Raw genomic sequence first — 16,598 nt, 5'->3', positions numbered from 1 at the left:
AAGCCGGGCCGAATGACCGGCGGGGCGGATACGCCCCCGGACGCGGCCGACGGGTCGGCGCCGCGCAGGATCATCCATATCGACATGGATGCCTTCTATGCCTCGGTCGAGCAGCGCGACGATCCCCAGCTGCGCGGCAAGCCGGTGGCGGTGGGCGGGGCCTCGCTGCGCGGCGTGGTCGCGGCGGCCAGCTACGAGGCGCGGGCCTTCGGGGTGCGCTCGGCCATGCCCTCGGTCACGGCACGGCGGCTGTGCCCGGACCTGATCTTCGTGCGCCACCGCTTCGATGTCTATCGCGCGGTCAGTGCCCAGATCCGCGACATCTTCGCCGACTATACTCCGCTGGTCGAGCCGCTGTCGCTGGACGAGGCCTATCTGGACGTGACCGACCACCTGTGGCCCGGCCAGACCGCCACCCAGGTCGCGAAGGAGATCCGCGCCCGCATCCGCGAGGCGACGCAGCTGACCGCCAGCGCCGGGGTCAGCTACAACAAGTTCCTGGCCAAGCTGGCCTCGGACCAGAACAAGCCCGACGGGCTGTGCGTCATCACCCCCGAGCGCGGCCCGGATTTCGTGCTGAGCCTGCCGGTCGGCAAGTTCCACGGCATCGGCCCGGCCACGGCGCGCAAGATGAACGCGATGGGCATCCATACCGGCGCCGACCTGCGCGCGCAGGAGCTGGAGTTCCTGACCCGCCGCTTCGGCAAGTCGGGGCGGTATTACTGGAACATCTCGCGCGGGATCGACCACCGGCAGGTGCGGCCGGACCGGATCCGCAAGTCGGTCGGGGCCGAGAACACCTATTTCACCGACCTGATGACCCTGGGTCAGGCGCATGAGGCGCTGGCCCCGCTGGCCGAGAAGGTCTGGCGCCATGTCGCGCGGCACGAATTGCGCGGCCGGACGGTGACGCTGAAGGTGAAGTTCTCCGATTTCCAGCAGATCACCCGCGCCCGGACGCTGCCGCGCATGGTGGATTGCGAAGCCGAGATGCTGGCGCTGGCCTGCGAGCTGGCCGATACCGTCCTGCCCGACCCGCGCGGCGTGCGCCTGCTGGGGATCACCCTGTCCGGCTTCGACCATGACGAGGCGCCGCCCGACGGCCAGCTGGAGCTGTTCGGGGACGACGGGCTGGACCCGAGCCCGCGCCACAGGTGAAAGACGCCCCGGCGCGGGGCCGGGGCGTTTCAAATCAATGTGATCGGGGCAGATGCCGGATCAGGCGCGTTCGCTGTATTCGAACAGTTCGGTATTGACCACGATGGCCTCGCCCTCGCCGACGAAGGGCGGGATCATGATGCGCACGCCATTGTCGAGGATCGCCGGCTTGTAGCTGTTGGCGGCGGTCTGGCCCTTCACCACCGGCTCGGTCTCGGCGACGGTGCAGGTCACTTTCTGGGGCAGGGCGACCGACAGGGCTTCCTCGCCGTAATATTCGATGGTGGCGGTCATGCCGTCCTGCAGGAAGGGGCGGCGGTCGCCCAGCAGCTCGGCGTCAAGCTCGGTCTGCTCGAAGGTCTCGCTGTCCATGAAGACCAGCTTGCCGTCGGTTTCATACAGGAATTGCTGGTCCTTCTGGTCCAGGCGCACGCGTTCCACCTTGTCTTCGCTGCGGAAACGCTCGTTCAGCTTGCGGCCGTCGCGGAGGTTCTTCAGCTCGACCTGGGCGAAGGCGCCGCCCTTGCCGGGCTTGACGTGGCTGACCTTCACGGCGGCCCAGAGGCCTCCGTCATGCTCCAGCACATTGCCGGGGCGGATTTCGTTGCCGTTGATCTTGGGCATGGGACGGACCTTGGAAATGATATGGGAATGTCGCCGTCCGAACGGTTGAACGGCGCTGCCGCGCCCCTATATCGGGGCCTGCGATGTCTGGCAACCAATACGGAATTGCGGCGTTGTCAAGGCAGGACCCGGGGGCGGAGCTTTGCCGAAGTGACGTGGGTATGGCAGATTTCACCTGATTTTTGCATGACATGCAGGTAATGCATGACAGCCATGCGAGACAGGGAATACCGAATCGGCGCCGTCACGGCTATTGCAGGCGGCACCGTCGAAGAAACGGAATGAATAACGAAGGGTTGGCGTCAAGTCTTCCCGCTTTTCCCGTGTCTGCCTGCGGGAACTGAACCAGGACGAACGATATGCGCGATTTTGTTGACGGCTCTGCATTCAATTTTGAACAAGGCCAGCGTGCCCGCAAGCTTTTCGCGGCCGTGGTGCTGGCGGCATTGGACGACGCCATTGCCGATGACAAGAAATATGGCAACGGCCCCGAGCAGATCGCGCGTTGGGCGCGGTCGCGCGACGGGCGCGAGGTGCTGAGCTGCGCCGGGATCGACCCGAACGAACGCGTGGTGAAGGGGCTGATGGAATTCGTCTCGAAGGGCGTGCGCACCTCGGTCGCGCTGTCGCGCGAGGAGAGCGAGCGCCGCATGGCCGCCGAGGCCGAGGCCGAAGCGGCCTGACCGCACGTCACTTGACCAACCAGGCCCCGCAGGCCGCCCTTCCGGGGCGGCCTTTGCGTTTCCGCGCCGCGCTATGCTGTGCGGGGGGCTTCTCAAAGCCGGCTGACGACGCGGCCGGCATAGAAGCGTTCCACGTCATCGGCATGGCACAGCTCGGTCGCGGGGGTCATCACCGCCGCCGAGGCCGCCGCCGCGCCAAGCGCCAGGGCTTCCTCCACGCGCCAGCCGCGGGCCGAGGCCAGCACGAAGCCCGCCACGAAACTGTCGCCCGCGCCGACCGCGCTGACCACCTGCACCGGCGTCGCCTCGGCGTGCCAGGCGCCGTCCGGCCCGGCGATGACCGACCCGTCCGCGCCCCGCGCCACGATCACCGAACGCGCCGCGCCGTCGCGCACCAGCCCCGCCGCGAAGCCCGCGCTGTCGCTGCGCAGCGGCAGGGGGCGGCCGGCCAGCCCCTCGGCCTCGTGGCTGTCCATGCGCAGCACGTCGACCGGGGTCGATGACCCCGCCAGCACCCGCAGCGCCTCGCCCGAGGTGTCGACGACCAGCTTCGCGGCGCTGTCCTTCAGCCGCACGGTCAGCATCTGCTCGAACCCGTCCGGCACGCCCGGCGGGTTCGATCCCGACACGACCACCCAGCCGCCCGCCCGCGCGCCCTCGGCGATGGCCGAGGTCATGTCGGCGACATGGGCGCGGTGCCATTCCGGCCCCGGCAGCACGAAACGGTATTGCCCGCCGGTCGCGCGGTCGTTCACCGCCAGCGACTGCCGCGTCTCGCCCGGCGCGGTCAGCCGGACCAGCGACAGCCCGTCGGCCTTCAGCAGTTCCGCGATGCGCTGCCCGGTGGCGCCGCCAAGCGCGACCATGGCGGTGGACTGCCCGCCCATGACCTTGATCGCCCGGCTGACATTGATGCCGCCGCCGCCCGGATCGACCACCGGCTTGTCGCAGCGCAGCTTCAGGTCCGGGCGCACCTCGTCGGCCGAGGTCGACAGGTCCAGCGCCGGGTTCAGCGTGACGGTCAGGATCGGGTCCTGGCTCATTCCCACCACCGGTCGATGGTGGCGATGTCGTCGTCCGACCAGCCGAAGTGATGCGCCAGCTCGTGGGTGACGACATGGCCGACCAGCTCCCCCAGCGTCACGTCCCCGCGCGAGGCCCATTCGTCCAGCAGCGGCCGGCGATAGAGCCAGACGATATCGGGGCCGCCCGGCTGGTCCAGCACCGATTTCTCGGTCACGGGGATGCCGTCATAGAGGCCGGTCAGCTCGAACGGGTCGTCGATCTGCAATTCGTCCAGCACCTCCTCGGGGGCGAATTCGGCCACGCGGATCGCCACGTCGGCGGCATGACCGGCGAATTCGGGCGGCAGCGCCTGCAGCGCGGCGCGCGCCATCGCCTCCATCTCGGCCGCATCGGGGGCCGTCAGGCCGTTCCAGTCACTCATCCGCGCCTCCTGCGTCATCCGCCCCTCATATGGACAAAATCCGCCGTCTGTGAAAGAGCAGCCTCAACAGGAGACGTCCCATGACCATCACCCGCTTCGCACCGTCGCCCACCGGCCACATCCATGTCGGCAACCTGCGCACCGCGCTGTTCAACTATCTGATCGCGCGCAAGGCGGGCGGCAGTTTCATCCTGCGCCTGGACGATACCGACCGCGAGCGCTCGAAGGAGGAATATGCCGACGGCATCAAGCGCGACCTGGACTGGCTGGGCCTGCATTGGGACCGGGTCGAGCGCCAGTCGCTGCGCCTGGACCGCTATGCCGAGGCCGCCGACGGGCTGCGCGGCGCGGGCCGGCTGTATGAGGTCTTCGAGACCCCGACCGAACTGGACCTGAAGCGCAAGAAGCAGCTGAACATGGGCCGCCCGCCGGTCTATGACCGCACCGGCCTGAACCTGTCCGAGGCCGAGAAGCAGAAGCTGCGGGCTGAGGGGCGCGAGGGCTATTGGCGCTTCCGGCTGGATCACGAGCGCATCGAATGGACCGACGGCATCCTGGGCGATATTTCCATCGACGCGGCCAGCGTGTCGGACCCGGTGCTGATCCGCGCCGACGGGCAGGTGCTGTATACCTTCGCGTCCTCCGTCGACGATACCGACATGGGCGTGACCGATATCGTGCGGGGGGCCGATCATGTCACCAATACCGCGACGCAGATCCAGATCATCCGCGCGCTTGGCGGCACGCCGCCGGCCTTCGCCCATCACAGCCTGCTGACCGGCGCGAAGGGCGAGGAACTGTCCAAGCGTCTTGGCGCGCTGTCGATCCGCGACCTGCGTGAGGCGGGCGTCGCGCCCGAGGCGCTGCTGTCGATGATGGCGCATCTCGGCTCCAGCCAGCCGGTCGCGCTGAAGACCAGCCTGGACGAGCTGGCCGCGGGGTTCGACCTGTCGCATTTCGGCGCCTCGCCCACGAAATTCGATGCCGAGGACCTGTGGCCGCTGACCCGCGAATTGAACCAGTCGCTGCCCTTCGAGGCGGTGCGCGACCGCATCGCCGCGCTTGGCGTGCCCGCCGACCTGGCCGAGCGTTTCTGGCGCGTGGCCTCGCAGAACATCACCCGGCTGGAGGACCTGGCCGATTGGTGGCGCATCTTCCATGACGGCGCCGAGCCGCAGATCGACCCCGAGGATGCCGCTTTCGTCGCCGAGGCGCTGCGCCTGCTGCCGCCGCCGCCCTATACGGACGCGACCTGGGGCGAATGGACCGCCGAGGTCAAGGCGCAGACCGGCCGCAAGGGCAAGGGCCTGTTCATGCCGCTGCGCAAGGCGCTGACCGGCCAGGCCCACGGGCCCGACATGTCCGAGGTGATGCCGCTTCTGCAGGTCGTGCGCGCCCGCGGCTGAACGGCGCGCGACAGGCATTCCACGGGCGCGCGGGGCTTTCTCCGGCGCCGGATCCGGGCGCGCGGATCAAGGATCGCGGACCCCGCACGGCGGGCTGCCCGGCTGCGCGCTGCCAGGCGCCTGAAACCAGGCCCCGACCGGGGAACGGCTTGAAACTGCTGTCCGAAACGCCTGCCCGGCCGCGGGTGGAGAAGGGATGCCGCCCCCATCCGGCGAGGCTGCCGCGATCGACGCAAAAAGCGCAGAAAAGCGCTTGACGCCCCCGGCCGCCTCGCTTACATCGCCCCTCACCCGTGGCGGAGTAGCTCAGCTGGTTAGAGCAGAGGAATCATAATCCTTGTGTCGGGGGTTCAAATCCCTCCTCCGCTACCATTTCATCCAAAAAATCCTTCCGGTTCAGGTCACTGGGTGATGGCGCGCGCTGCCTGCGGCTCTCTTCCCTGGCCCGCGCCAGCCTCCGCAAAGTGTTGCCGGCGACGGTGTGGCGGACAGGACCGAAACTGCGGGCGTGGTGATACCGCCTCGGGCCGTGCGGGTGACTGCGCGGCCTGGCCATCGGCGATGCGCATGATCCTGCGGCATCCCCGACCCGGATCCGCCGGGCCGTCGCGGCCGCCCGCGATATTTTCCCGCTGGCGGTCGATCTTCGGCCCGGATCCGTGCTAGCCTTCGACCGAATGTCCCGCCCGCAGCCGACCGCGCCCCGAGGAGACCGCAGATGTTCGGCCTGACCGCGCTTGAGCTGGCCCGGATCCAGTTCGGCTTCACCATCTCGTTCCACATCATCTATCCGGCGATCACCATCGGGCTGGCCAGCTATCTGGCGGTGCTGGAAGGCATGTGGCTGTGGAAGAAGGACGCGGTCTATCGCGATCTTTACCATTTCTGGTCCAGGATCTTCGCGGTGAACTTCGCCATGGGGGTCGTCTCGGGGCTGGTCATGGCCTATCAGTTCGGCACGAACTGGAGCTATTTCTCGGCCTTCGCGGGCTCGATCACCGGGCCCCTGCTGGCCTACGAGGTGCTGACGGCCTTCTTCCTGGAGGCCGGTTTCCTGGGCGTCATGCTGTTCGGCTGGCACCGGGTCGGGCCGGGGCTGCATTTCTTCTCGACCGTGATGGTGGCCATCGGCACGGTGATCTCGGCCACCTGGATCCTGGCCTCGAACAGCTGGATGCACACGCCGCAGGGCTTCGAGATCGTCGAGGGCGTGGTCGTGCCGGTCGACTGGCTGGCGGTGATCTTCAATCCGTCCTTCCCCTATCGGCTGGCGCATATGCTGACGGCGGCCTACCTGGCAACGGCGCTGTTCGTCGGCGCCTCGGGGGCCTGGCACCTGCTGCGCGGCAACGACAATCCCATGGTGCGGCGGATGCTGTCGATGGCGATGTGGATGCTTCTGGCCGTCGCGCCCCTGCAGGTGCTGATCGGCGACCAGCACGGGCTGAACACGCTGGAACACCAGCCCGCCAAGGTGGCCGCGATGGAGGGGCATTGGGAAAACACGCCGGGCCAGGGCGTGCCGCTGATCCTCGTCGGCTGGCCCGACCAGCAGGCCGAGGTGACCCGCTGGAAGGTCGAGATCCCGAACCTCTCCAGCCTGATCCTGACCCACAGCTGGGACGGCCATTATCCGGGGCTGAAGGAATTCGCGCCCGAGGACCGCCCGCCGGTCGTGGTTGTGTTCTGGACCTTCCGCACCATGGTCGGGCTGGGGATGCTGATGGTGACGCTTGGCCTGTGGGCGGCCTGGCGGCGCTGGCGCGGCCGGCTCTACGAGGGGCGCTGGTTCTTGCGCTTCGCCGCGCTGATGGGGCCAAGCGGGCTGATCGCGATCCTGGCCGGCTGGTACACGACCGAGATCGGCCGCCAGCCCTGGATCATCCACGGCGTGATGCGCACCAGCGAGGCGGTGTCGGATCACTCTGCCCTGACCATGAGCGTCACGCTGGTCACCTTCGTCGTCGCCTATCTGATCGTCTTCGGCATCGGCACGAGCTACATGCTGAAACTGGTCGGCAAGGGACCCGAGGCGGGCGAGGACGAGCCCGCGACCGCGGGCGACGATCCCGCGCGGCGCCCGGCCCGGCCGCTCTCGGCCGCGCCCGACCCGAAGGAGGGCTGAGACATGGGCATCGACCTGCCGATCATCTGGGCCGTCATCATCGCCTTCGGGCTGATGATGTATGTCATCATGGACGGGTTCGACCTGGGCATTGGCATCCTGTTCCCCTTCGTGCCGCGGCGCGAGGATCGCGACGTGATGGTCAATACCGTCGCCCCGGCCTGGGACGGCAACGAGACCTGGCTGGTCCTTGGCGGCGCCGGGCTGATGGCGGCCTTTCCGCTGGCCTATGCGGTGGTGCTGTCCGCGCTGTATATCCCGCTGGCGCTGATGCTGCTGGGCCTGATCTGGCGCGGCGTGGCCTTCGAGTTCCGCTTCAAGGCCGACGAGCATCACAAGCCCTTCTGGGACAAGGCCTTCATGCTGGGCTCGGCCGTGGCGACCTTCTTCCAGGGCGCCTCGCTGGGGGCGTTCCTGAACGGGTTCCAGACCGAGGGGCCGCGCTTCCTCGGCGGGCCGATGGACTGGCTGACGCCGTTCAGCGTCTTTACCGGGCTGGGGCTGATGGTCGCCTATGCGCTTCTGGGCGCGACATGGCTGATCATCAAGACCGAGGGCGCGCTGCATGACCGCATGGTCGCGCTGGCCCGCCCGGCGCTGCTGGCGCTGCTGGCGGTGATCGCCATGGTCAGCCTGTGGACGCCGCTGGCCCATCCGGCGGTGGCGGAACGCTGGTTCAGCCTGCCGAACCTGTTCTTCTTCGCGCCGGTGCCGCTGCTGGTCGGGCTGACCGCGCTTCTGCTGATCCGCGCGCTGCGGGGCGGCGATCCGGGGGCCACGCCCTTCCTGTTGGTGCTGTTCCTGCTGTTCCTGGGCTATTCGGGCCTGGGCATCAGCATCTGGCCGAACATCATCCCGCCCGACATCTCGATCCGCGAGGCCGCCGCCCCGCCGCAGAGCATGGGCTTCGCGCTGGTCGGCGCATTGCTGATCATCCCGGTGATCCTGACCTATACCGCGTGGTCCTATCACGTCTTCCGGGGCAAGGTGCGGGCGGGCGAGGGCTATCACTGATGAAGCCCGTGCGCATGGGGCGCCGCTCGCAGGCGCCGAAATCCATCTGGAAGCGGCTGGGATGGCTGGTGCTGATCTGGGCGCTCGGCGTCGGCGCGCTGGGGGCCGTCGCCCTGGGCGTGCGCTGGATCATGGGGCTGGCGGGGCTCAGTCCGTGATCGCGGGGCGCCGCGACGTCATGACGGTTTCGCTGGACTCTGGTGCGGTCGTCGCTGTAAATCGCCCCCATGTGGACACGTATCAAAACGATTGTCGACGGCAGGTCCGAGGCGAATGACTGGACGATCTGCCGTGACGGGGTCCCTGTCGGTCGCATCCGTCATGAACCCCAGAAACCCGGCATCGAACCGTGGCTGTGGACCGTCTGGACGGAACCGCAGGCCTCGGGGCAGGCCTGGACCGAGCTTGCGGCCCTGAACGCGATCAAGGAAAACGCCGCGCGCATCGAAGCCCAGTCTGCCTGATGTTTGCATGAAATCGCGTCAGGCGGTCATCCGGCACCGCCTTTCGCCCCGCCAGGCACTCAGTTGCGCCCAGCCCATCGATTCCCGCCAGCAGCCCGCCAGCCGGTTCGACCCGCCCGAACGCATCGGGCGGGGGTATTTCCTGCCGGTCATTTCGGCGTGTCGAGAAGGTCCAGGGCCCGCGTGGCGATCTGCCTGGCCAGGGCCTTGTCCAGTCCCTGCTCGTCGCAGGCCCTGGTTATGGCGATGAAAATCGCCTTGTGGGCGTCCGTCACATCGATCCGTATCTCTGATGGTTCGGGCATCTGTCAGTCTCCCCGGTTGCTGACGCGGCGATGAAAGCACAGCGCCGCCCGCGACGCAAATGAGGGATCGCGCGCCCGCAGCGGAACCGGCCGCGGGCGGGCAGGTCAGTCCACATGCTCGGGCAGGGCCTTCATCTCGTCCTTGGTCCAGCGGGCGACGGCGTGAACCGCGTTGCTTTCGTCGCGCATGAAGTCCAGTTCCCGCGCCGGGACAAGGACCGGCTTCGAGCCGATGCCCAGAAAGCCGCCGACATCGATGACAACCTGCGCATCGGCGCCGCGGCCATGGACATGCGAGACATAGCCCACATTCTCGTTGTCCGGGCCGAAGATCGTGGCCCCGGTCAGCACCGCGTCGGTCAGTTCCGCCTCGGTCAGTCGGGTGTGCCTGGTGTGGTCCATGCCAATTCCTCCTGTTGACTTGGTGGGGCTGGGGGAACGCGCGGGGGCGGGCCGCCGTTCCGTTAACAAAGGGCAGCTTGCCGAAGGCCCGGCGGGGCCTGGCCGACATTCCCCGCCGACATGCCCCCTTGCCGATCGCGCCTTGGCGCATTAGCTTGCTGGCACTTACTCGTTGGGGTGCCCCGCAAGACCGGGGCTGAGAGGCGGCATGCCGACCCATCGAACCTGATCCGGTTAATACCGGCGGAGGGAACGGGTAGCTCGACGGTGCATGGCAGCCTTCTGCCGTGCCCCAGGCCCCCCGCACCATCCGTCGGTCGATATGGGGGCGACGTGACAGCAATCGCATTGACCATCGCGGGGTCCGACAGCGGCGGGGGCGCCGGGATCCAGGCCGACCTGAAGGCGTTTTCCGCGCTTGGCGCCTATGGGGCCAGCGTGCTGACCGCGGTCACCGCGCAGAACACCCGCGCGGTGACGGCGGTTCAGGCGCTGTCGCCGGCCATCGTGGGGGCGCAGATCGCGGCGGTCTTCGACGATCTTGCGGTCGGCGCGGTCAAGATCGGGATGCTGGGCGATCCGCAGGTGATCCGCGCGGTGGCCGAGGGGCTGCGCGGGTGCGGCCTGCCGGTGGTGCTGGACCCGGTGATGGTGGCGAAATCCGGCGACCGGCTGCTGGCCGCCGAGGCCATCGCGGCGCTGCGCGCGGAACTGCTGCCGCTGGCCACGGTGCTGACCCCGAACCTGCCGGAAGCGGCCGAGATCCTGGGCGCGTCCCCCGCCGCCGATCTGGAGGCGCGAGAGGCCCAGGGTGCCGCGCTGCTGGCGCTGGGACCGGAATGGGTGCTGATGAAGGGCGGCCATGACAGCGGCGCCATCTGCACCGACCTGCTGGTCGGCCCGCAGCGCCATGCCTTGGTCGCGCCGCGCATCGAGACCCGCAACACCCATGGCACCGGCTGCACGCTGTCGGCGGCCATCGCGGCGGGGCTGGCGCAGGGCATGGAGGTCCCGCAGGCCGTGACCCGCGCGCATTCCTATCTGCAGGGCGCCATCGCCGCCGCCGACCGGCTGCGCGTCGGTTCGGGCCACGGGCCGGTGCATCACTTCCACGCGCTGTGGGGGGCAGGGGTATGATCCGCATCCTCGGCGCGGGCGTCATGGGTCTGGTGATCGCCTCGGAACTGGCTGCGCGCGGGCATCCGGTCGAACTGGTCGATCCCGAACCCGCGCCCGGCCCACATGGCTGTTCATGGTGGGCGGGCGGGATGCTGGCCCCGCATTGCGAACGCGAATCCGCCGAGGAACCGGTCGAGCGCCACGGCCTGGCAGCCATCGACTGGTGGGACCGTCATGCGGGCGGCGTCCAGCGCAACGGCACGCTGGTCCTGACCCTGAACCGCGACCGGGGCGAGCTGGCCCGCTTCGCCCGCCGCTCGACCGGGCACCGGACGGTGGACGGCGATCAGATCGCCGCGCTGGAGCTGGATCTGGCGGGGCGCTTCGCCGCGGGGCTGTTCTACGAGGCCGAGGCGCATCTGGACCCCCGCGCCGCGCTGTCGGCCTTGCGCGACCGGCTGGTGGCGCAGGGTGTGGCTTTCCACCGCACGCCCCCCGAAGCCGCGCCGGAAACCCTGATCGACGCCCGCGGCCTCGCCGCCCGCGACCGGCTTGCCGACCTGCGCGGCGTGCGCGGCGAGATGCTGGTGCTGCGTTGCCCCGACGTGACGCTCTCGCGCCCCGTCAGGCTGCTGCATCCGCGCATCCCGCTCTATATCGTGCCGCGCGGCGATGGCGTGTTCATGCTGGGCGCGACGATGATCGAAAGCGACCGGCGCGGCATCGTCACCGCCCGCTCGCTGCTGGAACTGCTGTCCGCCGCCTATGCGCTGCACCCGGCCTTCGGCGAGGCCGAGGTGCTGGAGACCGGCGCCGATGCCCGCCCGGCCTTCCCCGACAACCTTCCCAGGCTGCGGCGGCGCGGCGCCACGATCTTCGCCAACGGCCTCTATCGCCACGGTTTCCTGCTGTCGCCCGCCGTGGCCGCGATGGCGGCGGATCATCTGGAAACCGGCATCACCCCCGAATTCATGGACGAGGTATCCCGATGAACATCACCCTCAACGGCGAGGCGCGGCAAACCGAGGCCGCGACCCTTGCCGACCTGCTTGCCGAACAGGGCCTCAATGGCAAGCTCGCCACCGCCCGCAACGGCGATTTCGTGCCCGCCGGGTTGCGCGCCGCCACCCCGATCCATGACGGCGACCGGATCGAGGTCGTCGCGCCCATGCAGGGGGGTTAGGCCATGCCGGTCTTCTACGGGGTCGAGGTCGCCAGCCCCCTGATGCTGGGCACCGCGCAATATCCCTCGCCCGCGATCCTGGCCGAGGCCTTCCGCGCCTCGAAGGCCGGCATCGCCACCGTCTCCCTGCGTCGCGAGCAGGGCGGCGGGCAGGATTTCTGGTCGCTGGTCCAGGGCCTTGGCGCCCGCATCCTGCCCAACACGGCGGGCTGCCACACGGTCAAGGAAGCCGTCACCACCGCCCATATGGCGCGCGAGCTGTTCGACACGAACTGGATCAAGCTGGAGGTGATCGGCCATACCGACACGCTGCAGCCCGACGTATTCGGACTGGTCGAGGCCGCCCGCATCCTGACCGGGGACGGCTTCCAGGTCTTCCCCTATTGCACCGAGGACCTGACCGTCTGCGGGCGGCTGCTGGACGCGGGCTGCCAGGTGCTGATGCCCTGGGGCGCGCCGATCGGCTCGGGCCTGGGGATCAACAACGCCTATGGGCTGCGCAGCCTGCGGGCGCATTTCGCGGATGTGCCGCTGGTGGTGGATGCGGGGATCGGCCTGCCGTCCCATGCCGCGCAGGCGATGGAGATGGGGTTCGACGCCGTGCTGCTGAACACCGCCGTCGCCCACGCGGGCGATCCGGCGGCGATGGCGCGGGCCATGGCGCTGGCCGTCGAGGCCGGCCGCGCCGCCCATGAAGCCGACCCGATGGAGCCGCGCGACATGGCCGCCCCCTCGACCCCCGTCATCGGAAAGGCGTTCCTGTCATGACCCTGCCGCGTTTCTATCCGATCTTCGAATCTGCCGACTGGCTGGAACGGATGCTGCCGCTTGGCGTCAAGCTGGTGCAGTTGCGCGTCAAGGACCGTTCCGACGCCGAAACCCGCGCCCAGATCCGCCGCGCCCGCGAGCTGTGCCGCGACCACGGCGCGATCTTGGTGGTCAATGACCACTGGCGGATCGCTATCGAGGAAGGCTGCGACTGGCTCCATCTGGGGCAGGAGGATCTGGACGATGCCGACCTGGATGCCATCCGCGCCGCCGGGCTGAAGCTGGGCGTCTCGACCCATGACGAGGCCGAGCTGGAGCGCGCGCTGGCGCTGTCGCCCGATTACGTCGCGCTGGGGCCGGTCTGGCCGACGATCCTGAAGAAGATGAAATGGCACCAGCAGGGCGTCGCGAAGCTGACCGAATGGAAGGCGCGGATCGGCACCATCCCCCTGATCGCCATCGGCGGGCTGAACATCGACCGCGCGCCTGAAGCCTTCGCCGCCGGCGCCGATGTGGTCTCGGTCGTGACCGACATCACCCTGAACCCCGACCCCGAGGGCCGCGTGCGCGACTGGCTGCGGGTGACGGCATGAACCGCTACGCCCGCCAGGTGATCCTGCCCGAGATCGGCGCCGAGGGTCAGGCACGGATCGGGGCCGCGCATCTGCTGGTCGTCGGCGCGGGCGGGCTTGGCGTGCCGGTGGTGCAATATCTGGCGGCGGCGGGCGTGGGGCGGATCACCCTGGTCGATCCCGATCTGGTCGAGGAAACCAACCTGCACCGCCAGCCGATCTATGGCCCGCATCTGGGCCGACCCAAGGCCGAGGCGGCGGCGGAATTCGCCCGCACGCTGAACCCCGATGTCGCGGTCGCGCCGCTGGTCGCATGGCTGACCCCCGACAACGCGCCCGGCCTGGTCGCCGATGCCGATCTGGTGCTGGACTGCGCCGACAGTTTCGCGGTCAGCTATATCCTGTCGGATTGCTGCCTGGCGGCGGGCAGGCCGCTGATCTCGGCCTCGGTCCTGGGCCTCTCGGGCTATGTCGGCGGCTTCTGCGGCAGCGCGCCGTCCTTGCGCGCGGTCTTTCCCGACCTGCCCGATACCCTGGCGACCTGCGCCTCGGCCGGGGTGCTTGGCCCGGTGGTCGGCATGTTCGGCCTGATCCAGGCGCAGATGGCGCTGGCGGTGCTGGTCGGGCTGACGCCCTCGCCGCTGGGGCAGCTGATCCGCTACGAGATGCAGGGCTTCCGCAGCAGCGCGTTCCGCTTCGACGATGCGCCAGAGCCGGATGAAATCTTCCCCTTCCTTGCGAAGAATGACCTGCAAGCCAATGATTTCGTTGTGGAACTGCGCGACGAGGCCGAGGCGCCGCAGCCCGCCGCCCGCCATGCCCGGCGCCACAGGGTCGAGGATTTCGGCCCCGGCGGTCCCCGTCCCGCCGCCGGTCAGCGCGCCGTCTTCGCCTGCCGCTCGGGCCTGCGCGCCTGGCGCGCCGCCGACCGGCTGCGTCCCCATTGGCCGGGCGAGATCCTGCTGCTGGCCGACCCGCCCATCATCCTTACAGGAGAACCCCGATGACCCCGACCCGCCTCATTGCCCTTGCCGCCGGGCTGGCCTTCGCGCTGCCGGCGATGGCGCAGGACAAGCTGACCCTGATCCTCGACTGGTATGTGAATCCCGACCACGCGCCGATCATCCTGGCGCAGGAAAAGGGCTTCTTCGCCGACCAGGATCTGCAGGTCGAGGTGATCGCCCCCGCCGACCCGACCGAGCCGCCGAAGCTGGTCGCCGCCGGCCAGGCCGATCTGGCGGTCAGCTATCAGCCGCAGCTTCATCTGCAGGTCCACGAGGGGCTGCCGGTGGTGCGCGTCGGCACGCTGGTCGCCACGCCGCTGAACTGCCTGATGGTCCATGCCGACGGCCCGATCCAGAGCCTTGCCGACCTGAAGGGCCGCAAGATCGGCTATTCGGTCTCGGGCGTGGAAAGCGCGATGACCGGGGCGATGCTGGCCAAGGGCGGGCTGACGCCGGAGGACGTGGAAATGGTCAACGTGAACTGGTCGCTGACCCCTTCGCTTCTGACCGGCCAGGTCGATGCCGTCATGGGCGCCTTCCGCAATTTCGAGCTGACCCAGATGCGGCTGGCCGGCGGCGACGGTCGCTGCTTCTTCCCCGAGGAAGAGGGCCTGCCCGGCTATGACGAGCTGATCTTCGTCGCCAATCGCGACAGCCTGGACCGCGACCGCATCAACCGCTTCCTGGCCGCCATCGAGCGCGGCACGCAATACATGGTCAACCACCCCGAGGAGGCCTTCGAGACCTTCGCCGCCACCTCGCCCGACCTGTCGGATGAGCTGAACACCCGCGCCTGGGCCGACACGCTGCCGCGCTTCGCCCACAGCCCGGCGGCGCTGGACCATGGCCGCTATGCGCGTTTCGAGGCCTTCCTGCACGAATCGGGGCTGATCGACAGCATCCTGCCGGTCTCGGACCTGGCGCTCGATCCGGGGGCCGAGCCGTGAGCGCGCCGGATTACGGACGCAGCTTCGCCCGCTGGCGCGCCGATTGCCCCGGCCCCTGGGCGGACTATACCCGCCACGCCTTCGTCGAGGGGCTGCGGGACGGATCGCTGCCCCGCGCGGCTTTCCTGACCTATCTGCGGCAGGACTATCTGTTCCTGATGCATTTCGCGCGCGCCTGGTCGCTGGCCGTGGTCAAGGCCGGCAGCCTGGCCGAGATGCAGGCCGCCAGCGCCACCGTACATGCGCTGCTGCATGGCGAGATGGCGCTGCATGTCGGCATCTGCGCGGCCGAGGGCATCAGCCGCGCGGATCTTGAGGCGACCGAGGAGGCGCCGGAAAACCTCGCCTATACGCGCTATGTGCTGGAGGCGGGCTATTCCGGCGATTTCCTGGACCTGCTGGCGGCCTTGGCGCCCTGCGTCCTGGGCTATGGCGAGATCGGCGCGCGGCTGCTGCTTGATGCCGGCGACACGCCCTATCGCGATTGGATCGGGACCTATGGCGGCGCGGAGTACCAGCAGCTGTGCCGCGACACCGGCGCGCTGATCGACCGCGCGGTGGCGGATCGGCTGGGTCCCGCGCCGCAGACCCTGCCGCGCTGGCAGGCGCTGAGCGCGCGTTTCACCACCGCCACCCGGCTGGAGGCTGCCTTCTGGGGGTTGGGCCGGGCATGAGGCCGGTGGTCCTCTCGGGGCAGGTGCGCATCGACGGACAGGCGCTGTTCCCGCCGATCCGGCTGGAGCTGCCGCCGGGGCAATGGACCTCGCTTCTGGGACCCTCGGGCGTCGGAAAATCGACGCTGCTGCGGCTGATCGCCGGGCTGCCCATCGGCGGCAGCCTTGCTGGCCGCGTGGAAAACCGCCCGCCGGTCGCGCTGATGGCGCAGGATCCCGGCCTGCTGCCCTGGCTGACCACGCGCCAGAACGCGGCGCTTGGCCCGCGGCTGCGGGGGCAGGCAGCCGATGCCGCGCGGCTGGATTCGATCCTGGCGCGCGCCGGGCTGGCCGATCATGCCGCGAAATATCCCGCCGCGCTGTCGGGCGGGCAGCGGCAGCGGGTGGCGCTGGCCCGCACGCTGATGGAGGACCGCCCGCTGGTCCTGCTGGACGAGCCGTTCTCGGCGCTGGATGCGCGGATGCGGCTGGCGATGCAGGACCTGGCGGCGGGGCTGCTCATCGGCCGCACGGTGCTGATGGTCACCCATGACCCGGCCGAGGCCGCGCGGCTGTCGGACCGCATCTGCCTGCTGACCGAGGCCGGGCTGACCACGGAACCCACGCCCGCCGGCCCGCCGCCGCGCGCGCCCTCGGATCCCGGCGTGCTGGCCTGCCAGGGCGCGCTGCTGACCCGGCTGACCCAGGAGGCCGCGGCGTGATC

21 protein-coding genes, 1 tRNA gene and 1 riboswitch are annotated in these 16,598 nt (G+C 69.3%); of the genes, 17 read left to right on the top strand and 5 right to left on the bottom strand.

Features of this window, described 5'->3' with window-relative positions:
- Window positions 1-12 precede the first annotated feature (12 nt).
- Window positions 13-1,158: a DNA polymerase IV gene (gene dinB, locus C9E82_RS02200; RefSeq protein WP_119896495.1), complete on the top strand. Its 1,146-nt coding sequence runs from the start codon at window positions 13-15 to the stop codon at window positions 1,156-1,158.
- 60 nt (window positions 1,159-1,218) lie between these two features.
- On the opposite strand, the gene efp is transcribed toward dinB, so the two are convergent.
- A complete protein-coding gene (gene efp / locus C9E82_RS02195) occupies window positions 1,219-1,782 on the bottom strand; it encodes an elongation factor P (protein ID WP_119896494.1) in 564 nt (187 codons plus the stop codon).
- 359 nt (window positions 1,783-2,141) lie between these two features.
- On the opposite strand from efp, the gene C9E82_RS02190 reads away from it, so the two are divergent.
- Complete coding sequence (locus tag C9E82_RS02190; RefSeq protein ID WP_090617855.1) at window positions 2,142-2,465, top strand: DUF6280 family protein; 324 nt, start codon at window positions 2,142-2,144, stop codon at window positions 2,463-2,465.
- A gap of 92 nt (window positions 2,466-2,557) precedes the next feature.
- Here the strand turns inward: C9E82_RS02190 and C9E82_RS02185 are convergent, their stop codons facing one another.
- Both C9E82_RS02185 and C9E82_RS02180 read right to left on the bottom strand, forming a co-directional pair.
- Entirely contained in the window at window positions 2,558-3,508 is a 951-nt protein-coding gene (locus tag C9E82_RS02185; protein WP_119896493.1) for a 1-phosphofructokinase family hexose kinase, read from the bottom strand.
- Entirely contained in the window at window positions 3,505-3,912 is a 408-nt protein-coding gene (locus C9E82_RS02180; protein WP_119896492.1) for a metallopeptidase family protein, read from the bottom strand. The genes C9E82_RS02185 and C9E82_RS02180 overlap by 4 nt, the downstream gene beginning before the upstream one ends.
- Window positions 3,913-3,992: 80 nt before the next feature.
- On the opposite strand from C9E82_RS02180, the gene gltX reads away from it, so the two are divergent.
- The 6 genes from gltX to C9E82_RS02150 all read left to right on the top strand — a co-directional run bounded on the left by gltX (window position 3,993) and on the right by C9E82_RS02150 (window position 8,921).
- Complete coding sequence (gltX, locus tag C9E82_RS02175) at window positions 3,993-5,318, top strand: glutamate--tRNA ligase (RefSeq protein WP_119896491.1); 1,326 nt, start codon at window positions 3,993-3,995, stop codon at window positions 5,316-5,318.
- Window positions 5,319-5,613: 295 nt separating this feature from the next.
- A tRNA-Met gene (locus tag C9E82_RS02170) sits at window positions 5,614-5,690 on the top strand.
- A gap of 346 nt (window positions 5,691-6,036) precedes the next feature.
- Window positions 6,037-7,443, top strand: coding sequence for a cytochrome ubiquinol oxidase subunit I (locus C9E82_RS02165; protein WP_119896490.1), 1,407 nt, complete (start codon window positions 6,037-6,039; stop codon window positions 7,441-7,443).
- Window positions 7,444-7,446: 3 nt separating this feature from the next.
- Window positions 7,447-8,457: a cytochrome d ubiquinol oxidase subunit II gene (gene cydB / locus C9E82_RS02160; RefSeq protein ID WP_119896489.1), complete on the top strand. Its 1,011-nt coding sequence runs from the start codon at window positions 7,447-7,449 to the stop codon at window positions 8,455-8,457.
- Window positions 8,457-8,615 carry a DUF2474 domain-containing protein gene (locus C9E82_RS02155; RefSeq protein ID WP_205962115.1) on the top strand — a complete coding sequence of 53 codons (159 nt, stop codon included), beginning with the start codon at window positions 8,457-8,459 and terminating at the stop codon, window positions 8,613-8,615. The genes cydB and C9E82_RS02155 overlap by 1 nt, the downstream gene beginning before the upstream one ends.
- Before the next feature lie 69 nt (window positions 8,616-8,684).
- Entirely contained in the window at window positions 8,685-8,921 is a 237-nt protein-coding gene (locus C9E82_RS02150) for a hypothetical protein (RefSeq protein WP_119896488.1), read from the top strand.
- A 149-nt stretch (window positions 8,922-9,070) separates the two neighbouring features.
- On the opposite strand, the gene C9E82_RS24340 is transcribed toward C9E82_RS02150, so the two are convergent.
- Window positions 9,071-9,226, bottom strand: a complete 156-nt coding sequence (locus tag C9E82_RS24340) for a hypothetical protein (RefSeq protein WP_170161969.1) — start codon at window positions 9,224-9,226, stop codon at window positions 9,071-9,073.
- Window positions 9,227-9,331: 105 nt separating this feature from the next.
- Window positions 9,332-9,628: a PRC-barrel domain-containing protein gene (locus C9E82_RS02145; protein WP_119896487.1), complete on the bottom strand. Its 297-nt coding sequence runs from the start codon at window positions 9,626-9,628 to the stop codon at window positions 9,332-9,334.
- 163 nt (window positions 9,629-9,791) lie between these two features.
- A riboswitch (TPP riboswitch) is annotated at window positions 9,792-9,897 on the top strand.
- Window positions 9,898-9,961: 64 nt separating this feature from the next.
- Between C9E82_RS02145 and thiD the strand changes: the two genes are divergently transcribed.
- From thiD to C9E82_RS02100, 9 genes are read left to right on the top strand one after another with little or no spacing between them, the layout of a single operon-like run.
- Window positions 9,962-10,765: a bifunctional hydroxymethylpyrimidine kinase/phosphomethylpyrimidine kinase gene (gene thiD / locus C9E82_RS02140; protein ID WP_119897711.1), complete on the top strand. Its 804-nt coding sequence runs from the start codon at window positions 9,962-9,964 to the stop codon at window positions 10,763-10,765.
- The gene (locus tag C9E82_RS02135) at window positions 10,762-11,739 is read left to right on the top strand and encodes an FAD-dependent oxidoreductase (RefSeq protein ID WP_119897710.1); all 978 of its coding nucleotides are present in this window, start codon (window positions 10,762-10,764) and stop codon (window positions 11,737-11,739) included. Before thiD ends, C9E82_RS02135 begins: the two co-directional genes overlap by 4 nt.
- A complete protein-coding gene (gene thiS / locus C9E82_RS02130) occupies window positions 11,736-11,930 on the top strand; it encodes a sulfur carrier protein ThiS (protein ID WP_119897709.1) in 195 nt (64 codons plus the stop codon). The genes C9E82_RS02135 and thiS overlap by 4 nt, the downstream gene beginning before the upstream one ends.
- Window positions 11,931-11,933: 3 nt before the next feature.
- Window positions 11,934-12,698, top strand: coding sequence for a thiazole synthase (locus C9E82_RS02125; RefSeq protein ID WP_119897708.1), 765 nt, complete (start codon window positions 11,934-11,936; stop codon window positions 12,696-12,698).
- Window positions 12,695-13,291, top strand: a complete 597-nt coding sequence (locus tag C9E82_RS02120; RefSeq protein WP_119897707.1) for a thiamine phosphate synthase — start codon at window positions 12,695-12,697, stop codon at window positions 13,289-13,291. The genes C9E82_RS02125 and C9E82_RS02120 overlap by 4 nt, the downstream gene beginning before the upstream one ends.
- On the top strand, window positions 13,288-14,277 hold the full coding sequence (locus C9E82_RS02115) for a HesA/MoeB/ThiF family protein (RefSeq protein WP_119897706.1): 990 nt from the start codon (window positions 13,288-13,290) through the stop codon (window positions 14,275-14,277). Before C9E82_RS02120 ends, C9E82_RS02115 begins: the two co-directional genes overlap by 4 nt.
- Window positions 14,274-15,221, top strand: a complete 948-nt coding sequence (locus tag C9E82_RS02110; RefSeq protein ID WP_119897705.1) for an ABC transporter substrate-binding protein — start codon at window positions 14,274-14,276, stop codon at window positions 15,219-15,221. Before C9E82_RS02115 ends, C9E82_RS02110 begins: the two co-directional genes overlap by 4 nt.
- Complete coding sequence (locus C9E82_RS02105) at window positions 15,218-15,895, top strand: TenA family protein (RefSeq protein ID WP_119897704.1); 678 nt, start codon at window positions 15,218-15,220, stop codon at window positions 15,893-15,895. Before C9E82_RS02110 ends, C9E82_RS02105 begins: the two co-directional genes overlap by 4 nt.
- Complete coding sequence (locus C9E82_RS02100) at window positions 15,892-16,596, top strand: ABC transporter ATP-binding protein (RefSeq protein ID WP_119897703.1); 705 nt, start codon at window positions 15,892-15,894, stop codon at window positions 16,594-16,596. The genes C9E82_RS02105 and C9E82_RS02100 overlap by 4 nt, the downstream gene beginning before the upstream one ends.
- The last annotated feature ends 2 nt before the right edge of the window (window positions 16,597-16,598 follow it).

The sequence above is a fragment of the Paracoccus sigandri genome (genome assembly GCF_003709565.1).
GTDB lineage: Bacteria > Pseudomonadota > Alphaproteobacteria > Rhodobacterales > Rhodobacteraceae > Paracoccus > Paracoccus siganidrum.
The sequence above is the reverse complement of the archived record's forward strand: the minus strand, read 5'-3'. Positions and strand labels throughout refer to the sequence as shown.

Excerpts from the sequence above, each read along its gene's own strand:
- dinB (WP_119896495.1), top strand. The coding sequence starts at position 13 with ATGACCGGCGGGGCGGATACGCCCCCGGACGCGGCCGACGGGTCGGCG.
- efp (WP_119896494.1), bottom strand. The coding sequence starts at position 1,782 with ATGCCCAAGATCAACGGCAACGAAATCCGCCCCGGCAATGTGCTGGAG.
- C9E82_RS02190 (WP_090617855.1), top strand. The coding sequence starts at position 2,142 with ATGCGCGATTTTGTTGACGGCTCTGCATTCAATTTTGAACAAGGCCAG.
- C9E82_RS02185 (WP_119896493.1), bottom strand. The coding sequence starts at position 3,508 with ATGAGCCAGGACCCGATCCTGACCGTCACGCTGAACCCGGCGCTGGAC.
- C9E82_RS02180 (WP_119896492.1), bottom strand. The coding sequence starts at position 3,912 with ATGAGTGACTGGAACGGCCTGACGGCCCCCGATGCGGCCGAGATGGAG.
- gltX (WP_119896491.1), top strand. The coding sequence starts at position 3,993 with ATGACCATCACCCGCTTCGCACCGTCGCCCACCGGCCACATCCATGTC.
- C9E82_RS02165 (WP_119896490.1), top strand. The coding sequence starts at position 6,037 with ATGTTCGGCCTGACCGCGCTTGAGCTGGCCCGGATCCAGTTCGGCTTC.
- cydB (WP_119896489.1), top strand. The coding sequence starts at position 7,447 with ATGGGCATCGACCTGCCGATCATCTGGGCCGTCATCATCGCCTTCGGG.
- C9E82_RS02155 (WP_205962115.1), top strand. The coding sequence starts at position 8,457 with ATGAAGCCCGTGCGCATGGGGCGCCGCTCGCAGGCGCCGAAATCCATC.
- C9E82_RS02150 (WP_119896488.1), top strand. The coding sequence starts at position 8,685 with ATGTGGACACGTATCAAAACGATTGTCGACGGCAGGTCCGAGGCGAAT.
- C9E82_RS24340 (WP_170161969.1), bottom strand. The coding sequence starts at position 9,226 with ATGCCCGAACCATCAGAGATACGGATCGATGTGACGGACGCCCACAAG.
- C9E82_RS02145 (WP_119896487.1), bottom strand. The coding sequence starts at position 9,628 with ATGGACCACACCAGGCACACCCGACTGACCGAGGCGGAACTGACCGAC.
- C9E82_RS02135 (WP_119897710.1), top strand. The coding sequence starts at position 10,762 with ATGATCCGCATCCTCGGCGCGGGCGTCATGGGTCTGGTGATCGCCTCG.
- thiS (WP_119897709.1), top strand. The coding sequence starts at position 11,736 with ATGAACATCACCCTCAACGGCGAGGCGCGGCAAACCGAGGCCGCGACC.
- C9E82_RS02125 (WP_119897708.1), top strand. The coding sequence starts at position 11,934 with ATGCCGGTCTTCTACGGGGTCGAGGTCGCCAGCCCCCTGATGCTGGGC.
- C9E82_RS02120 (WP_119897707.1), top strand. The coding sequence starts at position 12,695 with ATGACCCTGCCGCGTTTCTATCCGATCTTCGAATCTGCCGACTGGCTG.
- C9E82_RS02115 (WP_119897706.1), top strand. The coding sequence starts at position 13,288 with ATGAACCGCTACGCCCGCCAGGTGATCCTGCCCGAGATCGGCGCCGAG.
- C9E82_RS02110 (WP_119897705.1), top strand. The coding sequence starts at position 14,274 with ATGACCCCGACCCGCCTCATTGCCCTTGCCGCCGGGCTGGCCTTCGCG.
- C9E82_RS02100 (WP_119897703.1), top strand. The coding sequence starts at position 15,892 with ATGAGGCCGGTGGTCCTCTCGGGGCAGGTGCGCATCGACGGACAGGCG.